General features: G+C 68.3%; 16 protein-coding genes. 6 read left to right on the plus strand and 10 right to left on the minus strand.

All coding sequences use genetic code 11. The features are described 5' to 3' along the window. Positions 1 to 115: 115 nt before the first annotated feature. From ABE472_RS02455 to ABE472_RS02465, 3 genes are read left to right on the plus strand one after another with little or no spacing between them, the layout of a single operon-like run. Positions 116 to 844 (plus strand): hypothetical protein, encoded by a 729-nt coding sequence (locus tag ABE472_RS02455; RefSeq protein ID WP_346465339.1) that lies wholly within the window; start codon positions 116 to 118, stop codon positions 842 to 844. Positions 845 to 853: 9 nt separating this feature from the next. Next, the gene (locus tag ABE472_RS02460) at positions 854 to 1,354 is read left to right on the plus strand and encodes a sigma-70 family RNA polymerase sigma factor (protein WP_313211196.1); all 501 of its coding nucleotides are present in this window, start codon (positions 854 to 856) and stop codon (positions 1,352 to 1,354) included. Continuing rightward, the gene (locus ABE472_RS02465) at positions 1,351 to 1,962 is read left to right on the plus strand and encodes a hypothetical protein (protein WP_346465341.1); all 612 of its coding nucleotides are present in this window, start codon (positions 1,351 to 1,353) and stop codon (positions 1,960 to 1,962) included. The genes ABE472_RS02460 and ABE472_RS02465 overlap by 4 nt, the downstream gene beginning before the upstream one ends. A gap of 32 nt (positions 1,963 to 1,994) precedes the next feature. Here the strand turns inward: ABE472_RS02465 and ABE472_RS02470 are convergent, their stop codons facing one another. The 9 genes from ABE472_RS02470 to ABE472_RS02510 form a co-directional block, all read right to left on the minus strand. Beyond that, positions 1,995 to 3,827 carry a hypothetical protein gene (locus ABE472_RS02470; RefSeq protein ID WP_346465343.1) on the minus strand — a complete coding sequence of 611 codons (1,833 nt, stop codon included), beginning with the start codon at positions 3,825 to 3,827 and terminating at the stop codon, positions 1,995 to 1,997. Then, the gene (locus ABE472_RS02475) at positions 3,824 to 5,989 is read right to left on the minus strand and encodes a hypothetical protein (RefSeq protein WP_346465345.1); all 2,166 of its coding nucleotides are present in this window, start codon (positions 5,987 to 5,989) and stop codon (positions 3,824 to 3,826) included. The genes ABE472_RS02470 and ABE472_RS02475 overlap by 4 nt, the downstream gene beginning before the upstream one ends. Further along, the gene (locus ABE472_RS02480; RefSeq protein WP_346465347.1) at positions 5,986 to 7,104 is read right to left on the minus strand and encodes a BatA domain-containing protein; all 1,119 of its coding nucleotides are present in this window, start codon (positions 7,102 to 7,104) and stop codon (positions 5,986 to 5,988) included. The genes ABE472_RS02475 and ABE472_RS02480 overlap by 4 nt, the downstream gene beginning before the upstream one ends. After that, on the minus strand, positions 7,101 to 7,997 hold the full coding sequence (locus tag ABE472_RS02485) for a DUF58 domain-containing protein (protein ID WP_346465349.1): 897 nt from the start codon (positions 7,995 to 7,997) through the stop codon (positions 7,101 to 7,103). The genes ABE472_RS02480 and ABE472_RS02485 overlap by 4 nt, the downstream gene beginning before the upstream one ends. Before the next feature lie 10 nt (positions 7,998 to 8,007). After that, a complete protein-coding gene (locus ABE472_RS02490; RefSeq protein ID WP_313211202.1) occupies positions 8,008 to 8,991 on the minus strand; it encodes a MoxR family ATPase in 984 nt (327 codons plus the stop codon). 63 nt (positions 8,992 to 9,054) lie between these two features. After that, on the minus strand, positions 9,055 to 9,756 hold the full coding sequence (locus tag ABE472_RS02495) for a DUF4159 domain-containing protein (RefSeq protein ID WP_346465351.1): 702 nt from the start codon (positions 9,754 to 9,756) through the stop codon (positions 9,055 to 9,057). 67 nt (positions 9,757 to 9,823) lie between these two features. Beyond that, a complete protein-coding gene (locus ABE472_RS02500) occupies positions 9,824 to 11,158 on the minus strand; it encodes a TldD/PmbA family protein (RefSeq protein ID WP_313211204.1) in 1,335 nt (444 codons plus the stop codon). A gap of 20 nt (positions 11,159 to 11,178) precedes the next feature. Further along, a complete protein-coding gene (locus ABE472_RS02505; protein ID WP_313211205.1) occupies positions 11,179 to 12,813 on the minus strand; it encodes a TldD/PmbA family protein in 1,635 nt (544 codons plus the stop codon). 132 nt (positions 12,814 to 12,945) lie between these two features. Next, positions 12,946 to 14,574, minus strand: coding sequence for a TldD/PmbA family protein (locus ABE472_RS02510; RefSeq protein ID WP_346462745.1), 1,629 nt, complete (start codon positions 14,572 to 14,574; stop codon positions 12,946 to 12,948). A gap of 144 nt (positions 14,575 to 14,718) precedes the next feature. On the opposite strand from ABE472_RS02510, the gene ABE472_RS02515 reads away from it, so the two are divergent. From ABE472_RS02515 to ABE472_RS02525, 3 genes are all read left to right on the plus strand, one after another. After that, positions 14,719 to 15,342 carry a DUF938 domain-containing protein gene (locus tag ABE472_RS02515; RefSeq protein ID WP_313219845.1) on the plus strand — a complete coding sequence of 208 codons (624 nt, stop codon included), beginning with the start codon at positions 14,719 to 14,721 and terminating at the stop codon, positions 15,340 to 15,342. 92 nt (positions 15,343 to 15,434) lie between these two features. Further along, the gene (locus ABE472_RS02520) at positions 15,435 to 16,073 is read left to right on the plus strand and encodes a tetratricopeptide repeat protein (RefSeq protein ID WP_313211208.1); all 639 of its coding nucleotides are present in this window, start codon (positions 15,435 to 15,437) and stop codon (positions 16,071 to 16,073) included. An 83-nt stretch (positions 16,074 to 16,156) separates the two neighbouring features. Continuing rightward, positions 16,157 to 17,089 (plus strand): AEC family transporter, encoded by a 933-nt coding sequence (locus tag ABE472_RS02525; protein WP_313219846.1) that lies wholly within the window; start codon positions 16,157 to 16,159, stop codon positions 17,087 to 17,089. Positions 17,090 to 17,114: 25 nt separating this feature from the next. Here the strand turns inward: ABE472_RS02525 and ABE472_RS02530 are convergent, their stop codons facing one another. Beyond that, positions 17,115 to 18,599, minus strand: a complete 1,485-nt coding sequence (locus ABE472_RS02530; RefSeq protein WP_313211210.1) for an AAA family ATPase — start codon at positions 18,597 to 18,599, stop codon at positions 17,115 to 17,117. Between the last annotated feature and the right edge of the window lie 74 nt (positions 18,600 to 18,673).

An 18,673-nucleotide genomic window follows, 5' to 3' on the forward strand; every position in this document is an offset into this window, starting at 1 on the left:
GCATGCCAGCCGGAAGCATCACGACTGACCTCTGGGCCTGGTGATCCAGACCATCTGTCAGGTTTTCCACGCACTGACGGTCTTCTAAAGGACGCACGCCCACATGGAGAGCCGCATGCTTACCCCTGACACCGTTCTGCCGTCACCTCACGCAAGCGCCTGGCCCGCCCGTCGCATGTGGCACTGGTGGGCCGCAGCCTGGCGCATGTACCGGCAGGCGCCGATACGCTGGTTCGGGCTGTCCCTGGTGCCGATGGCGCTCGAACTCGTCCTGCAGGTGTCCATTCCGGTGGCCGGCGTGGTGCTGTCCAAGTTCGTGGTGCCGGTCGCATCGGTGTGGTGCCTGATCGTCCTGGACCAGCGTGTGCGCAATGGCCGCTTCGCCATAAGGCAAGGCATGGCCCGGACGTTCCGGCTGCGCGGCCGTCTGCTGCAGTTGGCCGTGTTGTCAGCGAGTGTGTTCGCCTTCCAGATCGCGCTGCTGTGGATGTGGGTCGGGCCGTCGGTGGCGCTCGGCGTGGCGACGGGGGATCCGGCGGTGGTCACCCAGCTGACCCGCCTGCAGCTGGCCACCGTCTTCGCGGCGGGGACGCTGCCGGGCATGCTGCTGTTCTTCACCGCGCCGCGGGTGGTGCTGGAGCATGCAGGAGTGGTGGAGGCATTGCACGAGAACCTCCGGCTGCTTGGCGTGGGCTGGCGGCCGCTTGCGGTGTACCTTGCGCTATCGATGCTGCTGGTTGGCAGCGTGGTGTTCCAGCCGTGGTTGCTGTTGCCGTTGCTGCAGCTGGGGTATGTGGGCTACTGGGCCTACCGCGATGCATTTGATTCCGTTGCCGCTGACTGAGCCGCCGCCTTGCCGCTGCCGACCGCCGCTGACCTGCAGTCCATCCTTCGTGAGCACTGGCCGATGCTGAGCCGACTGGCCCACAGCTACACGCGCGATATCGCCCGCCGCGATGATCTCCTCCAGGAAGTCAGCATCGCGGTATGGCAGGCGCTCCCGCGCTGGCGGGGCGACGGCTCGTTGCGTGCCTTCGTCGCACGTGTTGCCCACAACCGCTGCGTCGATGTATTCGCCAAGGAGCAGCGCCTGTCTGCCAGTGATCTGGATGAGACCTGGCCCGATCCGCATGCCGATCCGCTGCGCCATGCCGAAGCACAACAGCAGCGCGATGGCCTGCTGACTGCCGTTCTCAGTCTGCCACTCGGCTACCGGCAGGTCGTGTCCCTCGCGTTGGAGGGATTCGCCCACCGCGAGATTTCCGAAGCGCTGGGGCTGGAAGAGAATGCGGTCGCGCAGCGGTTGAGCCGCGCCAGGCGAATGCTGCGAGATCTGATGGGAGCTTCGCGATGACCGCGATCGACGACGAGAACACGGGGTGGGATGCACTTGCGATGCGCTGGCAGGCCCAGCCCAGCGGAGTGCCCGATGTGCAGGTACTTCAGCGCGAGGTGCATCGCCGGAGCCGCCGCCTGCGCATGGTCTGGAGTGTTGAGGTGGTCCTGGCAGTACTGTCGCTTGCCAACTGCGTCCGGGCATTGTCACTGGGTGAGCGACTGCCTGTGCCCGCCGGACTGGTGTGGTTCCTGATCGGGCTGATCATCGCCATGACGGGCTGGACGCTGTGGCAACGCCGACGCCAGTGGTACGCGAAGGCACTCGATGCACGCGCGCTGATGGCGTTCGAAGCTGAGCGCTCACGCACGGCGCTCCGTATCTGGCGCGTGTCGACATGGGTGAGTGTGGCGCTGTGGACGGCGATGACGCTCTGGGCATTGTTCACGGCGCAGGGGCGGATGCCGATGGTGCAGGTTGCACCCCCTGCGGCATGGGCCTTGAACATCGTGGTCAATGCCGTCGTCGTAGGGGTGTTTGCGGTCGCAGCCTGGGTGGTATGCCGCCGGCACCGGCAGCGACTGCAGCGGTTGCATTCACTGGAGAGGATGATGGACGTTGACTGAGCTCAGCAGGCATTACTGACACCCTTGGCGTATCACCGTGCAGGGGCTGCCACCCGCCGCCGCTCCAGCCACCACAGCAGCCCGGCCGCCAGCACGAAGGCGAGCAGCCACGGCCACCGTGCGCCCGGCGTCTCGACCACGCCAGCCGATGCTGCGGCGGCGCCGGTGGCCAGGCGTTGGGCCGTCGCGTCGCGCAGCTGCTGCCGATACAGCGGTCGCGCGCTGGCCGGATCGAAAACGTAGAACGCGCGGCGGTCTTCGCCCTGCTGCAGCTGATGCCAGCCCGGCTGGTTCGGCCAGTAGCCGGCGCAGCGCTCGGCACCGCTCGCCGGATCAAGCCGCAGGGGGAGCACCGCGCCATCCGGTGCACGCACCTGTGCAGTCGCCTGCAGCTGGCACAGCGCCATGCGCTCGCCGGCCCACGGCGTGTGGGTGCCGATGCGTGGCCTATCCGCAGCAGGAAGCGGGCGCGCCACGCTGGCCAGCACGCTGCTCCACAACTCGGCGTGGCGATCGTCGCGGCCGGCCAGCAACAGGCGATAGCTGTCGGTGACGGGCAGGAGCGCAACGCGGCCGCGTCCGAGCGCGCGATAACCGCCGACGGCAGCGCCCTTGTCATCGCGCAGCAGGGCGGTCGCATCGTTGGCCTTGAGGCCCAGCTGCTCCAACACCGGCAGCGCAGCCTGGTGCGAGGCCGTGTCGGCGTCCTCGATGTAGGCGGTGGTGTCCGATGCGGTTCGTTGTGGGCCACGACGTGCCTGCAGCAACGCCGCGTCGGCATCGGCCGTCAGTGACAGGGGCGCGGCCTGGTTGCCGCCGGTGACGGACAGACCCCAGCTGCGCAGCGTCTGGCGGGCGCCATCGCCGAGCGGGCCACTGGTGCGGACGAGCACGCCCAGCCCGCCGCGGATCGCCTGCTGCAGCGCGCTGCGTTGCGCGCCCGACAGCCCGCCCAAGCTGCGCTCATCCAGTACCACGACATCGGTCTCAGCCAAGGTGGCAGCGGTAAGCGCGATCGGTGCATCGCCGAGTGATACCCCACCGCCGGCGTTGGCCTGCGCCTGCACCCGCAGCCCGGCATCGGTGGCCCAGCGGCGCAGGTATTTGAGCTCCGGGCCGGGCGCACCGGCCAGCAGCAACAGGCGGGGCGTCGCCGCGGCCGCGGTGTCCACGGGAACGGCAAGCGTATCGACCACATGCTGTTCGGCGTCGATCAGACGCAGGCCGAACACGCTCTGTCCGGCGACGCGGGCCACACCGCTGAGTTGCATCTTCCCTTCGGCATCTGGCGTAGACCTGTCGATGACCACACCGGCAGGATCCACCAGCTCGGCGCGTGCCTTCGACACGCCCTGCGCGCGCGCGCTGACGGTGAACACCGCACCGGGCGCAGTGACCGGCGGCGGCTGCAGTGCGATCCAGCCCTGTGGTGCGCTGGGCAATTCGATACGTACGCCACGGGGCAGCGCGGCATCGCGATCGCGGGCCGACAGGCCATCGCCGATCAGCCGAAGGGAGGTGGGACCCGGATGCTGGCGCAACACGGTGGCCAGGTCGGGTGCTGCGAGGGCGTCTGCCACCTTCGTCGCTTCCGGCAGCGCGACCACGGTCTCGCCCGGCGCCGCCGACCAGCGCACCTGATCGGCCGCGCCCGTCAGCACGGTCAGCTGGCCACCGGCCACGCGCTGCATCGGTGGCACCAGGGTCAGGTAGAGCAGCACGGTCACCACGGCCTGCAACACCAGCAGGGTGGCGAACACGCCGCTTGCCCGCGCCGGTCCACGCCACTGCTGCCAGCACAGACGCGCGCTGCTCAGCAGCAGCACGGCGAGCAGCGCGAACAGGATCCAGCGCGGGTCGCTCACGGTGTCGCCTCCAGTGCATCCAGGTAGCGCTGACCCATGGCATCGGGTGCGCTGCGCCGGGCTACCTGCGGCAGCGGGCGCAGCAGGGCACGCCACAGCTGCGCGCGCAGGGCCTGATGGCAGTCGGCGCAGCCGGGGGTGATGCGCAGTGTTTCGATGGCGGCGGCCAGGCTCAGCGGGTCCGGCAGGCGTGCTTCATTGCGTCGGAGCCACTGGGTCAGCGCGTCCAGATCGGGGGCGCTGGCCGGATCGGCCAGCTGCTGCCAGACCTGCACGATGGCCTGGTCGGGTGCCTCCAGCGCACGCAGTGGCAAGGTGCGGCTGGCCAGGTCGGCGCGATCGCCGCTCATGCGTCGGCTCTCGTCGATCGGCGGCAGTTCCGGGCCGACCCGCGCCAGGTAGATGCGCTCGGCCTGCTGCACTTCCTTGATGAAGCCCAGCGCCTTGTAAGCGTAGGGCAGGGCACGCTCGGGCTGGCCCTGGCGCAGTTCGCCTTCCGAGGACCACATCTGGTCCAGTGCTGCCTTCAGCGTGGCGCGCGTCTTGGGATCGAGCAGGGTCGCGGCCTCGGCGTGATCGTGGGTATGACCGTACTCGGAGAGCACATCGGTGGCGCTGCCGAACACCGGGGCGCTGCCGTCGGTCGGCGCGCCGTGGTCGTGATCATCATGGCCGGCCTGCGCCTGGGCATGCTCACCATCGTGATCATGATCGTCATCGTGCGCGGCCGCTGGTGTGTCACTGGTCGGCAGGGCATCGCTGGTCGGCGGCGGCTTGGCCCCGCCTTCGCTTTCCTCGCCGAGGAACTGGCCATAGCGCAGGCGCAGGATGCGCTGGTCCACGCCGATCGCATCGGAACGCTTCACGAATTCCTCTGCCGGCAGCTGGCGGCGCTGTTTGATCAGGGCTTCGGCGTCGATGATGATCTGGCGCTGGCTGCGGAAATACGCTGGCAGGGTCTTCTTGACCATGCCCTCCATGTCGGTGCCCTGGATCTCCGCGGCGCTGGGCAGGCGCAGGATCACGCTGCTGCTCTGGGCGCTCTGCGCAGTGGGTGTGTGGGTATCACGTACGGTCAGCTGCGCGATCACGTCGTTGCCTTCGGTGGCGCCCAGCGCGGCCAGGTCCAGCGTGCGCGCGAAACGCCGCTGCGTCGCCGGCCCGGTGCCGGTCAGGCTGAACGTCTGCTCGCGGAAGGTGATGTTCTCGCCGCTGCCCTGGGCCAACGTGACCTTCAACTGCGCGGTGGCGACCACACCATAGTCGTCGGTAGCCTCGAACTGCAGCGGCCACTGACGTTGGCCGGGCGTACCCAGCACGAGACTGCGGTCGGGCGCGATCACGCGCACCACAGGCGGGCGATCGGGCACCACATCGAGCCGGTACAGGCGGGTGTCGCGCAGGGCAGGCTCGGTGACCACGCGATACAGCGCCGGACGCGTGGCGGTCCACTGCGCGGTCCATTGTTCGCCGTCACGCGCCAGCGCGATGCGCTGGCCATCGTGGAACTGCAGGGTCGCGGTCTGCGGCTGCGCGGAGAAACGCAGTGACCAGTGCAGGCGGCTGTCCTGCGGCACCTTGCCGTCCAGCGCGCTCTGCACACGCGCGGCCTGCCCGGTGTAGGCCGGGGCGGTGATCTCCAGCCGCGCGGAACGCAGCTGTGGTGGTTGCGCAGGTGTGGCCGGCGGTGCCGCCGTGCCCGGGAACAGGGGCGCCGCGTTCTGGCCGCGTGGCCAGCCCAGCGCAAGCGCGATCATCACCACCGACGTGATCACCGAGGCCAGCACCCACCGGCCCGGCCAGCGCGGCCGCAGTTCGGGCATGCGCGACTGCAGGGCGGCGGCGACATGTGCGCGCTGCCGCTGCTGCAACGGGTTCAATGCCGCCGGTATGGCAAACAGCAGGTCGGCACTGTCCTGCACGAGCGGGTGGTCGTCCAACCGGCGGACCAGCCATTGGCGATCCAGACGACGTGCGCGCCAGGTTGCCACGCCGACGCTGATCTGCAACGTCAACAGCAGGACCACCGTCGCCGCGTTGAAGCCGGCCAGCCGCCACGCCACCGCGCTGATCGCCAACGCGACCGGCACCGCGAGCAGGGTGATGATCCACCACTGGCGCCGACGCGCGCGCTGCCAGGCGTGCTGGATGGCAGCGTTCATGCGCCTGCTCCGCGGCGCGGCGAGGTCGCCATCGCCCGTTCCAGCGCGAACAGCAGCACGATCAGCGCGAGCAGCCAGGGGCTCAGCTCACGCGGTGCGGGAAGCGGTGCGGCAGCGCCACGCAACGGTGCCTGTGTGGCCGCAGGTGCGAGGGTGGGTGCGGCCGGTGCCGCGATGACCGCCAGCAATTGGCGGGGGAAGCCGGGATCGCGCAACGCCGGCAGCGCCGTCGGTGACAGCGCTGCGCTGAAGCGCAGCAGACGACCGCTGCCTTCCTGCCGTTGTTCCAGCACCACTGCACCCTCTGCATCGCGCAGGACGGGCATCCAGCCGGCCCCCGCAGCACCGTTCGCGACCAGCACACTGCCGCCCTGTTGCACCCACGTCTGCCAGGCGGCAGGCAGCGGCGTAGCAGCGAGCCACACGCCGGTCTGCCCGGCATCGGGGGCGGTATCAGCACCGCGGGCAGGCGACAGCGCCTGGTTGGACCAGGCGCGCTGCAGCGCGGCCAGCACGCGCTGCTCGCCTTCTGCGATATCGCCACCGACCTGCAGCACAGGCAGTGTCGCCGTGCGCGCGCTGGCCGGCGCCATGAGGATCGGCCGCCAGTTCACGGCACGCGACAGGCGTGGACGCTCGCCATCCAGTCCGGGCATCGGGTCGGGCACGTACACCGTCAGCGGTGCGCCGGCAGGCAGTGTCTGGTCCAGCTCGCGCAGCAGGCTGGCCAGTGGTTGATGGGACGCCGGGGCGCCGTCGGCCAGCGCAGGGAAGCCAGGCGCCAGCCATCGCCAGTCGCCTTTGGCGTCCTGGCCACGCAGCGCCGCGCCGTCGAGACCAGGGGCGACGACCGTGACCGCGTGGGTATCGGCGCCGCCACCGTGCAGCACCGGCCGCGCCAGCAGCAAGGCCAGCGCGGCAAGCAACAGCAGCCGCACCAGCAGCAGCGGCCACGCATCGAAGCGGATTTTCTGACGCGGCCGGATCCGGGCCTGCAGCCAGCGCAGCGCGGCGAAGTCGAGTGGCGCGTACTGGTGGCGACGTGCCAGGTGGATCAGCAGCGGCACCAGCCAGGCCGCCAGTGCCAGCAGCCCGAGGGGAAACAGCAGGCTCACGCGCCGCCTCCGGCACCCAGCAGCGCACGCAGCGGCTGGTCCAGCGGCTGGTCGAGATAGCCGGTCGCATGCACGATGCCGCTGCTCTGCAGTCGCGCCTGCAACGCGCGCTGGGCGGCATCGAAACGGGCCAGGTATTCGGCACGGATCGCACGGCCGTCGCCCAGCAGCTCGTCGCCGGTTTCCGGATCGCGGAAACGGTGGCCGTCGGTGAACGGGAAATCGCGCTCTTCGGCCGTCAATAGCTGCAGGTGCAGCACCTCGCGGCGGGCGGCGGCCAGCCGTTCCAGCAGCACGATGCCGCCCTCGTCAAAACCGTCGCCCAGTGCGACCAGCAGGTCGCCGGCCTGCACCCGCTCCCAGACCGGGGCCAGCGAAGTGGCCGGCGGCCACGTGCCACTGGCCTGCAGCTGGCGCAGCAGCAGGTGCACGCGGTCGCGCTGGCGCGGGCCGTGCCCGGCGGGAACCAGTTGCACGCCCTCGCCGCTGATGGCGATCACGCCGAAGCGGTCGGCCTGCTGCAGGGCCAGTTCCACCAGGCAGGCGGCGATCGCGCAGGCATGGTCCAGCCGCGACCAGTCCGGTCGCGCGCGATCACGCTGGCCCGCCGAGGCGGTCGCATCGATCAGCACCCAGGCCGTGATCGGACTTTCGCGTTCGGATTCGCGCACGAAGAACCGGTCCGAGCGCGCGTAGAGCTTCCAGTCGATCTGGCGCAGCTCATCACCGGGTTCGTAGGCACGGTACTGCGCGAACTCCAGCCCGGCGCCGCGGCTGCGGCTGGCATGCTGGCCGATCCCGTGCGCGCCGCGCGCACGGCGTGGCAGCAGCCGCAGCGCCTTGAGGCGGCTGCGGACATCGGCGGGGATCGCGATCGGCGCGTTGCGGCTCACGGCGTGTGGATCAACCCGGGAACGGCACGGCCTGCAGCAGAGCGGCGACCACGTCGTCGGCGCTCTTCTGCTCGGCTTCGGCGGCAAACGACAGCAGCAGCCGGTGACGCATCACCGGCGCGGCCAGCGCCTGCACGTCCTCGCGGGTTGCGGCGAAACGGCCCTGCAGCAGCGCGCGCGCCTTGGCCGCCAACACCAGCGACTGCCCGGCGCGCGGGCCGGCGCCCCACTTGATCCACTGGTTCACCGCCGCCGGTGCGTCGCTGCCCGGGCGGCTGGCACGCACCAGGCGGGTGATCCAGGTGAGTACGTCTTCGCTGATGTGGACCTCGCGCACGGCAGCCTGCAGCGCCAGGACCTCGTCAGCCTCCATCACCTTGGGGACGCTGCCACTGGCGCTGCCGGTGGTCTGCAGCAGGATGTCGCGCTCTTCCTGTTCGGTGGGGTAATCCACCCGCACGTGCAGCAGGAAGCGGTCCAGCTGGGCTTCCGGCAGCGGGTAGGTGCCGGCCTGTTCGATCGGGTTCTGCGTGGCCAGCACGAAGAACGGCGCCGGTAGCGCATAGGTGGTGCCGGCGTAGCTGACGGTGCGCTCCTGCATCGCCTCCAGCAGGGCGGCCTGGGTCTTGGGCGGGGTGCGGTTGAGCTCGTCGGCCAGCAGCAGGTTCGTGAAGATCGGGCCCTTCTGGAACCGGAAGTGGCGGTGCCCGGTGCCGTGGTCTTCTTCCAGCAGCTCGGTGCCGAGGATGTCGCTGGGCATCAGATCGGGCGTGAACTGCACGCGCCGGAACTGCAGCTCCAGCGCCTGCCCGAGCGAGCGCACCAGCAGGGTCTTGCCCAGCCCGGGCGCGCCTTCGAGCAGGCAGTGGCCGCCGGCCAGCAGGCCGATCAGCAGCTGCTCGACCACCGCGTGCTGGCCGACCACGGCCTGGGCCAGCGCGCCGCGCAGCTGCTGCAGTTTGGGAAGAAGGGCATCAAGGCGGTCGGTCGTCATAAGGCACTCGCAGAAAATCGGTGTAGAGCCACGCCATGCGTGGCTGAAAATGCAGGAAGGAACCTAACTGTTCAACGCGTACATCACGATGTTCACCGCGAAACGAGTGTTGTCTTCGGCCAGGAAACGCTTGTTGCGCCAGTCGTAGTCCCACTCGCAGCCGTAGTCCTTGTTGCTGTAGAGCACGCCGAGCCGGCCATCGATCTCGATGCCCTTGAGGTAATCGTGGACCAGGTCGTCGCCCCAGCCATTGAGCTCGAACCCCGTGGCGGGCGGGCCCTCGGGGAAGCGGAAGAAGCTGCGGTACAGCGCGTGGTTGTTCGGCAGCTTGTTCAGCGCCTTCGGCCCGAACAGCTTGGCCATCTGTGCTTCGAAGGACTTCGCGAACAGACCATCGATATCGTGGTTGCAGTCATCCACGAACACGAAGCCGCCGTTGCGCACGTAACGCACGAAGTTCTGCCGCTCGGCGGCATTGAACTCGACCAGCTTGTGCCCGGCCAGGTAGCAGAACGGTGCCTCCAGCATGCGCGGATCGGACAGTGCGATCACGTGCTCGGTCGGGTCCACGCGCAGGGAGGTGTAATCGATCAGCGAGGTGATCACGTTGGATGGCATGCGCGCATCCACGTCCCAGTCGCCGGAGTCGTACTTGAGGCGGGTGAACCAGAAGTCATAACGCCCGGCCTGGGCGCGTGCCGGCGCGGGCAATGCCGCGAAGGCGGCACTGCCCAGCATCAGGCGCAGGAACTGTGCGCGGTTCATCGCCACGCACGTTCCCGGGTGTCACCGGCCAGACGAAGAGACGGCCGGTGGCCGTCACGACCGTTCATCAGACCGCGTCGGACAACGAGGTGAAGGTGAAATCACGCAGCTTCATCGGCGGAATCATCATCACCAGGCTGGACTCGTCACCGGCCACACGCACCGGCTTGCCCAGTTCTTCGATGTTGTTGAGCATGATCACCGGCGACTCGTTGAAGCGGAAGTTCTTCACCGGGTGCTTGATCTGGCCGTTCTCGATGTAGAAGGTGCCATCGCGGGTCAGGCCGGTCAGCAGCACGGTCTGCGGATCGACCATGCGGATGTACCAGGTGCGGGTGACCAGGATGCCCTTCTGGGTGCCACGCACCAGCTCGGCGGTGCTCTTGTCGCCACCGGCCATCAGCAGGTTGCCCGGCCGCGCGTTGGCGGTCTTGCCCTGCTTCTGCGCCCAGAAACGCGAGTAGTTGAGGTTGGCGATCTTGCCGTCCTTGATGATGTCCAGCTTCTCGCGCGGCTGGCCTTCGTTGTCCCACGGCAGCACGGCCGCCTCCGGGTGCCACGGGTCGGCCACCATGGTCACGCGCGGGTCGTAGACCTGTTCGCCGAGCTTGTTGCCGCCGCCCTTCCTGGAGAGGAAGCTGCGGCCTTCATCGGCCGAGCGCGCGTCGAAGAAGTTCATCATGAAGCTGATCAGGCCGGCCGCGGCCGCCGGCTCCAGGATCACCGTGTACTTGCCCGGCTCCAACGCCTTGGCTTCGGCCGATTCGGTGGCCTTGCGCATGGCGATGCGGATGTCCTGGTCGGCCTTGAAATCGGCGGCATCCTTGAGGTTGCGGCCGACCCAGCCCGAACCGCGGCCGTCTTCGGTACGCACGGTGCAGGTGTAATCGAAGTTGGTGCCGCGCTGGTAACCGAAGTTGCCGTTGCTGTTGGCGGTGGCGTAGAAGCTCTGGCCATCTTCCAGGAAGCCGGCGGCGATCAGGCCGTTGCCACGGCACGGCGCGATCGAGTCGGCGGCGACCTTGGCACGGAAGGCCGGGTCGATGGCCGCGGTGGATTCGCTGAAGGTCGGGCTGGACCGGTAGGTCTGCTTGCCGATCGCCGGCAGGAACTCCGGGTTCTCCGGGGCCAGGCGGGCCAGATCTTCGGCACGACGCACCACACGTTCCAGTGCGGCGTCGTCGAACTCGTTGATCGAGGCGGTGCCGACCCGCTTGCCGAAGGCGACCGTGACGGCCAGTTCGGTGTTGTCGACGATGCCGCTGGTGGAGACGTTGTTGAGCGCGAAACGGATGTTGCCGTCGATCGAGCCGGCCAGCACGGCGGTGCACTCATCGGCCTTGGAGAGCGCGATGACCTTGTCGAGGATGGCCTTGGCCTGCGCTTCGGTGAAGATACTCATGGATTGGGGCTCCTGACCGGTCAGCCGAGGCTGCGCGCGGTGTTGATGACGTTGATGCCGTTGAAGCGCGCGGTGGACGAACCGTGCGAGACCGCCGAGACCTGGCCGGGCTGGCCCTTGCCGTCGAAGAACGAACCGCCCAGGCGGTAGTCGCTTTCATCGGCCACCGCGGTGCAGGCGTTCCAGAACTCCGGCGTGCGGATCTGGTAGGCCACGTCCTCGAGCATGCGGGTGATCTGCCCGTTCTTGATTTCATAGAACAGCTGGCCACCGAACTGCGCGTTGTAGCGCTGTTGATCGATGGAGAACGAGCCGTCGCCGATGATGTAGATGCCGTTCTCGACGTCCTTGACCATGTCGGCCACGCTCAGCTTGGACTTGCCCGGCGCCATCGAGACATTGGCCATGCGCTGGAACTGCACGCTGGACCAGGAATCGGCATAGCAGCAGCCGTCGGACTCGGTCTTGCCCAGGATATGGGCCTGGTCGCGGATGGTCTGGTAATCCACCAGCTTGCCTTCGCTGATCAGGTCCCAGCGCTTGGTCTTGACGCCCTCATCGTCGTAGCCGACCGCACCGAGACTGCCCGGTTGGGTCTTGTCGGCAAAGATGTTGACCTTGTCGCTGCCGTACTGGAAATGCTGCTCGCGCTTGTCCAGCGTGGCGAAGCTGGTGCCGGCGTAGTTGGCTTCGTAGCCGAGCACGCGGTCCAGTTCCAGCGGGTGGCCGACCGACTCGTGGATGGTCAGCCAGGTGTGCGACGGATCCAGGATCAGGTCGTACTTGCCTGGCTTCACCGACGGTGCCTTGAGCTTTTCCTGCGCCTGCTTGGCCGCGGCGATCGCATCGGCCTTCATGTCATAGGAGTTGCGGTAGTTGACCACGCCGTTGGGCGAGACCGCCTTGCCGGTGCCGACGCCATCGAGGTACTCGTAGCCCAGGCCCATCGGCGAGGACAGCCCGGAGCGGGTGCGGAACTTGCCGGTGCTCTTGTCGATGGCGGTGACCGTCATCGGTGCCCAGATGCGGTGCACATCCTGGTCGATGTAGGAGCCATCGGTGGAGGCGAAGTACTTCTGCTCGTTGACCAGGAACAGCATCGAGTTGACGAAGCTGGCGCCGGCGCCCATCGCGCCTGCATTGACGTCCAGCAGCAGCTCGACCTTCTCCTTGATCGGCACGTCCATCGCGTTCTTGCGGATCGGGGTGCGCCAGGACACTTCGCCCACGCCGGGCGCGGCGGCCAGCTGCACCGGGGCGGTCTGCACGCCGGCGTTGGCCTTGGCGATCGCGGCGGCCTGCTGCGCGGCACGCGCCACATCGGTGGTGCCGAGCTGGTTGGTGGCGGCAAAGCCCCAGGCGCCGTTGACGATCACGCGGATGCCCACGCCGGTCGATTCGGTGTTCACCACGTTCTGGACCTTGTCCTCGCGGGTGATCACGTACTGGCGCAGGTAGCGGCCGATACGCACGTCGCAGTAGGTCGCACCGGCCTGGCGCGCGGCGGCCAGGGCGGCATCGGCCAGGCGCTTTTTCAGCGCCGGATCGAGTGCGCTCTGCAGTTGTTCGGCGGCAATGACCTTGCCGAAGAACGACGGCACGATCAGTCCGCCAGCGGTAAGCCCGGTCAGGGCGAGAAAGTCACGTCTTTGCAAGGCAGCTCTCCACGTCGGTGTGGGGGTGGCAGGGAAACAGCGACATCAGGGCGACCGCCGCGGCGGCACAGCCGATTCTTGCGGCCATGCGGGCGCCGCGGTAGTGACATTCGGCACGGAGCGGGGACAGGCTCATCCCAGGCTGCGCGCGGTGTTGATGATGTTGATGCCATCGAAGCGCGTGGTCGATGAGCCATGCGAGACCGCCGAGACCTGGCCCGGCTGGCCCTTGCCATCGAAGAACGAACCGCCGAAGCGGAAATCGCGCTCGTCGCAGATCGCGCTGCAGGCATTCCAGAACTCCGGCGTGCGGATCTGGTAGGCGGCGTCCTCGACCATGCCGGTGATCTCACCGTTCTTGATCTGGTAGTACAGCTGGCCGCCGAACTGCGCGTTGAAGCGCTGTTGGTCGATCGAGTAGGAGCCACGGCCGTGGATGTAGATGCCGTTCTCCACGTTCTTGATCATGTCGGTCACGCTCAGCGGGGTCCTGCCCGGCGCCAGCGACACGTTGGCCATGCGCTGGAACTGCACGCTGGACCACGAATCGGCATAGCTGCAGCCGTGGCTCTCCTTCTCGCCAAGGATATGCACCTCGTCGCGGGTGGCCTGGTAGTTGACCAGGATGCCGTCCTTGACCAGGTCCCAGCGCTTGGTTTTCACGCCCTCATCGTCGTAGCCCACCGCGCCCAGGCTGCCCGGGGCGGTCTTGTCGGCGAAGAAGTTGACGATGTCGCTGCCCCAGCGGAAGCCCGCATCGCGCTTGTCCAGCGTGGCGAAGCTGGTGCCGGCGTAGTTGGCCTCGTAGCCGAGCACGCGGTCCAGCTCCAGCGGGTGGCCGACGTTCTCGTGGATGGTGAGGAACAGGTTGGACGGGTCCAGTACCAGGTCGTACTTGCCCGGCTTGACCGACGGCGCCTTGAGCTTTTCCCGCGCCTGGCGGGCCGCGGCGATCGCGTCCTCCACCGGATCGTAGGAATCACGGTAGGCGACCACGCCGCCCGGCAGCGCGATCTTGCCACGCGCGTCGCCATCCAGGAATTCGTAGCCCATGCCCATCGGCGAGGACAGCCCGGCGCGGGTGCGGAACTTGCCGCTGGCCTTGTCGATCGCGGTGGCGGTGAAGGGCAGCCAGATCCGGTGCACGTCCTGGTCGATGAAGGAGCCATCGCTGGAAGCGAAGAACTTCTGCTCGTTGACCAGGAACAGCGTGGAGTTGATGAAGTCGGCTCCGGCATTGAGCGCAGCCGCGTTCAGCGACAGCAGCATCTCGACCTTGTCCTTGATCGGCACCGCCATCGCGTTCTTGCGGATCGGGGTCTTCCAGCTCACGTCACCTACGCCGGTGACCGGCGCCAGCTGCACCGGACGGGTCTGGATGCCGGCGTTGGCGCGGGCGATCGCCGCGGCCTGCTCGACCGTGGCCAGCACCGCGGCCGGGGTCTGCTGGTGGGTGGCGGCAAAGCCCCATGCGCCGTTGACGATCACCCGGATGCCGATGCCCGAGGACTCGCTGTTGGTGACGTTCTGGACGTTGGCCTCGCGGGTGATGACCGCCTGGTTGAGGTAGCGGCCGATGCGCACGTCGCAGTAGCTGGCACCGGCGCGCTTGGCGGCGGCGAGCGCGGCCTCGGCCAGCGCCTTGCGGCGGCCCACATCTCCCGGCTCGAGCAGCTGCTCGGCGGCGATCAGCCGGCCATGCGGCAGTACCAGGCCCGCCAGGCCCATTCCAGACAGCGCTAGAAACTCACGACGTTGCACAGCTCACATCCCCCAAGGACGGCCGACGGCACGCAGGCCCCCGACATTGGACAAGTCTTCGACTTTCGGTGGCATCGCGGAGTGGCACAAGTGACTGCGGTCATGGTTGGATGGACATCGATTCCCTGCCGATGTGACATTCCGATGAGCCAGATACGCTGGTCCGAGGCCTGCGACCGCAACCGCGCACCGATCCTGGCGGTGCTGCAGCGCCACCTCGCCGCCCGCCATCGGGTGCTGGAGATCGGCAGCGGCACCGGCCAGCATGCCGAACACTTCGCTGCGGCATTGCCCCACCTGCAATGGCAGGCCAGCGATCATCCCGATCACCTGCCCGGCATCGGCGCCCGGCTCCAGGCCGCCGGCCTGCCCAATACGCCGGCGCCGTGGTCGCTGCAGGCGGAGCTGTCGCCCGCGGCCGGGCTGGGGCCGCTGCCGGACGCACCGCTGGCGTTCGATGCGGTGTTCACTGCCAATACCCTGCACATCATGAGCTGGGCGCACGTGCAGGCGTTGTTCGCCGGGTTGCCTGCCGTGATGGCCGAGGACGCCGTGCTGTGCGTCTACGGTCCGTTCAACGCCCACGGTGCCTACAGCAGCGAGAGCAATCGCCAGTTCGATGCGTGGCTGAAGGCGCGGGACCCGGCCTCGGGCATCCGCGATGCCGAAGCGGTGGATGCCCTGGCGGCCGGGGTGGGCCTGCAGCTGGCCGAGGACGTGGCGATGCCGGCCAACAACCGCCTGCGGGTGTGGCGGCGCGCCGGGTAGATCCGACCGTTGGTCGGCCGCGCTTGGTGCCGGGCCTGCGCTGCGGTTAGGATCAGGAGGGGAGGTTGTTGTGACAACCTGGGGGAGTTTGCATGGCAGTTGCAAGACAGAGGCTGGCCGGCGTGATGCTGGCCATGGGGGCTGGTGTGTTCAATGTGTCGGCGCAATCGCTGCCGGCGGTGCAGGAGTTCTACTTCGACAATGACGTGGCCGCCGCCCCGATGGTGGTGGTGCAGGGCGAGGGCGGGGATCTCGTCGACCAATTGATGAAACACCGCGAGCGCGGCCGCAAGACGCTGGAGGCCACCGTGCAGCTGGCGGGCGTAGCCATCGCGCAGGGCCGCCCTGAGCTGGGACGCAGTCTTTACGAACAGGCCGCCACGACCGCGTCGGCCAGTTCGGTGGTGGGCCGTTCCGTGCGGTGGAACTATGGCTGGGATCTGTTCCGCCTCGGGGAGACCGACGCTGCACTGGCCCAGTGGACAGCGGCCCAGAACACGCTGCGCGGGAACCCCGGGTGGGTGCCGCCCACCTTCGCGCTGGCCCTGTGGACGCTGGGCCGCAAGACCGAAGCCGTGCAGTGGTATGCCGCGGCCGTGCGCACCGAGCCACAGCAGTGGAACGGAACGGACCGCTATGCCGAACTGTTGCCGGGTTGGCGCGACAGCGAACGCAGCACGCTGGCCGAGGTACAGCGGGCGTGGGCAGAGAAGCCGCCCGCCTGGCCGTGATCGGGGCGGGTGAGGCCGCCGTACCCTTCCGTTTCGACCATGGTCGGGGCGGCGGCCACTGCCGGATCGGCTAGGCTGTCGCGATGGCGTTCGATGCATTCGCTCTCATCCTGACCATGCTCGGCCTGGGCATGGCGTTCTCGCGTCTGCGCGCGTTGCCCGACAACACGGCCGATGTGCTCAACCGCATCGTGCTGTATGTCTGCCTGCCGGCGGCGGTGCTGATCTACGTCCCGCGGCTGCATCTGGATATCAGCCTGATCGGGCTGGTCGCCACGCCGTGGTTGTTGATGCTGTGCACGCTGGCCGGGGTCAGCCTGGCCACGCGCGTCTTCGGCTTCGCCCGCGACGTGCATGCGGTGCTGCTGATCTGCGTGGCGCTGTCCAACTCCAGTTTCATCGGCTACCCGATGGTGCGTGCCCTGCTCGGCGATCACGCCCTGCCCTATGCGGTGGTCTATGACCAGTTCGGCACCTTCGTGCTGCTGTCCACGTTCGGCCTGTATGTGATCGCGCGCTACAGCGGCGACACCCCGCCTACCGCCGCGCAGATCCTGCTGCGGATCGCGAAGTTCCCGCCGCTGTGGGCGTTGCTGTTCGCGTTGACCCTGATGCCTGAACAGCCGCCGGGCTGGATCGGCACCGGACTGAAGCAGCTGGCCGATGCGATGCTGCCGCTGGTGATGCTGGCGGTCGGTTTCTCCATCCAGCTGCGCCTGCCACTGGATGAACTCAAGCCCCTGGGCATCGGGTTGCTGCTCAAGCTGCTGGTGATGCCGGCACTGGCGCTGCCGATCTCCTGGGCGTTCGGCCTGCACGGCACAATGCTGCAGGCCAATGTGCTGGAGTCGGCGATGCCGACCATGATCACCGCCGCCGCGCTGGCAATGTCCCATCGCCTGGCCCCGCGCCTGGCCGCTGCACTGGTCGGCTACGGGATCCTGCTGTCACTGGTGACGCTGCCGGCGTGGGTGTGGGTGTTGCAGCGCGGGGCCGGTGTTCAGGGGCCGCCGTGATGCGGCAGCCGACCAACGGTCGGCGCTACGCGTCCGCGCTGACGGTGCGCCCGCGTGCCCACTCGCGCAGCGCGGTGACCTGTTCGGCCATCAGCACCGACAACGGCCGGCTGCCGCGGATCTCCTGCATCAACAGTTCGGTATCCAGCACGCGTGATTCGGCATGCGCGGCGTACAGCCCCGAGACCACCGCCTGTTCGATCTCCGCACCGGAGAAGCCATCCGCCGCGGCCGCCAGCGCGGGCAGCGCGAAGTCGTCGGCATTGAGCTGGCGCTTGCCCAGGTGCAGGCGCAGCAGCTCGACCCGGGTGTTGGCATCGGGCAGATCGACGAAGAAGATTTCGTCGAAACGGCCCTTGCGCAGCAGCTCGGCCGGCAGTTCATGCACCTGGTTGGCCGTGGCGACGATGAACACCGTGCTCTTGCGCTCGGCCAGCCAGGTCAGCAGGTGGCCGAGCACGCGGCGCGACACGCCGCCGTCTTCGCCGCCACTGGCCAGGCCTTTCTCGATCTCATCGATCCACAGCACGCACGGGGCCAGCTGCTCGGCCGAGGCGAGTGCGTCGCGCAGGTTCTTCTCGGTCTCGCCGTGGTACTTGTCGTACAGGCTGCCGAAGTCCAACCGCAGCAGTGGCACGCCGAAACCGGCCGCGGTTGCCTTGGCCAGCATCGATTTGCCGCAGCCCTGCACACCGAGCAGCAGCATGCCCTTGGGCGGGTCCAGGCCGGCCGGGCCCGCGCCGCCGAGGAACACCGGCCGACGCTGGTTGACCCAGCGCTTGAGCCGGTTGGCGCCGGCCACGTCGGCAAAGCGGGTGGTGTCGTATTCGAAGTGCAGGTGGCCGGCCCGGTTGAGCAGCTCGAACTTGAGCCGGGCCAGCTGTGGCAGGTCGTCCTGGCTGAGTGCGCCGTCGGCGAAGATCAGCTGCCGGGCGATCCGCCGCGCGTCGACCAGGCTCAGTCCGCGCAGGTTGTGCAGGATCTTCTGGACCGCCTCGTTGTCCACCTCCACGCGCCGCCCGCCGTTCTCGCGCGCATAGGTTTCAGCTTCCTCGCGCAGCATCTTCAGCAGCGCGTTGAGGTCGGGCAGGCGCGGATTGAAGCGGGTGGCCAGCGCTTCCAGCTCGGCCGGCAGCTCGACCTTGGCCCCGATCAGCACCAGCACATGGGCCTCGCAGTGCCGCCGCTGGATCAGGTCGCGCAGGGCGCGCTGGTGGCTGGCATAGCCCAGGTAGGGGTGGAAATCGAGCAGCAGATAGATGCCGCGCTGCTCGGCCTGGCGGATCATCTGCAGGGCCGAACTGGCATCGGGCGGGCCGACCGGGTCGTCCTCGCGGTCCATGTCGATCCGGCGCAGGCCCTCGGTGATCGACCAGCGGTGCAGGGCACGCCAGACATGCATCAGGGTCTGGCGGAACAGCTCCACCACCCGGCCCTCATCCTGGGTCTCGATGATGATCAGCGGGGTGTTGGCGCGGATCAGCGCGCTCAGGTCCTGTAGTTCGCTCATGCTGGCGGTCAGTCCATTGGAACCACCCACGATAGCAAAGCCGTGGCCGTCGGTTCTGGTTCAGCGCTGCGACT

Origin of the sequence: Stenotrophomonas sp. TWI809 (assembly GCF_039673205.1) — a bacterium.
In the GTDB taxonomy this organism is placed as follows: Bacteria; Pseudomonadota; Gammaproteobacteria; order Xanthomonadales; family Xanthomonadaceae; genus Stenotrophomonas.

What these genes read in the sequence shown, in the direction of transcription:
- ABE472_RS02455 (WP_346465339.1), top strand. Translation starts at nt 116, where the DNA reads ATGCTTACCCCTGACACCGTTCTGCCGTCACCTCACGCAAGCGCCTGG.
- ABE472_RS02465 (WP_346465341.1), top strand. Translation starts at nt 1,351, where the DNA reads ATGACCGCGATCGACGACGAGAACACGGGGTGGGATGCACTTGCGATG.
- ABE472_RS02475 (WP_346465345.1), bottom strand. Translation starts at nt 5,989, where the DNA reads ATGAACGCTGCCATCCAGCACGCCTGGCAGCGCGCGCGTCGGCGCCAG.
- ABE472_RS02490 (WP_313211202.1), bottom strand. Translation starts at nt 8,991, where the DNA reads ATGACGACCGACCGCCTTGATGCCCTTCTTCCCAAACTGCAGCAGCTG.
- ABE472_RS02495 (WP_346465351.1), bottom strand. Translation starts at nt 9,756, where the DNA reads ATGAACCGCGCACAGTTCCTGCGCCTGATGCTGGGCAGTGCCGCCTTC.
- ABE472_RS02500 (WP_313211204.1), bottom strand. Translation starts at nt 11,158, where the DNA reads ATGAGTATCTTCACCGAAGCGCAGGCCAAGGCCATCCTCGACAAGGTC.
- ABE472_RS02515 (WP_313219845.1), top strand. Translation starts at nt 14,719, where the DNA reads ATGAGCCAGATACGCTGGTCCGAGGCCTGCGACCGCAACCGCGCACCG.
- ABE472_RS02520 (WP_313211208.1), top strand. Translation starts at nt 15,435, where the DNA reads ATGGCAGTTGCAAGACAGAGGCTGGCCGGCGTGATGCTGGCCATGGGG.
- ABE472_RS02525 (WP_313219846.1), top strand. Translation starts at nt 16,157, where the DNA reads ATGGCGTTCGATGCATTCGCTCTCATCCTGACCATGCTCGGCCTGGGC.
- ABE472_RS02530 (WP_313211210.1), bottom strand. Translation starts at nt 18,599, where the DNA reads ATGAGCGAACTACAGGACCTGAGCGCGCTGATCCGCGCCAACACCCCG.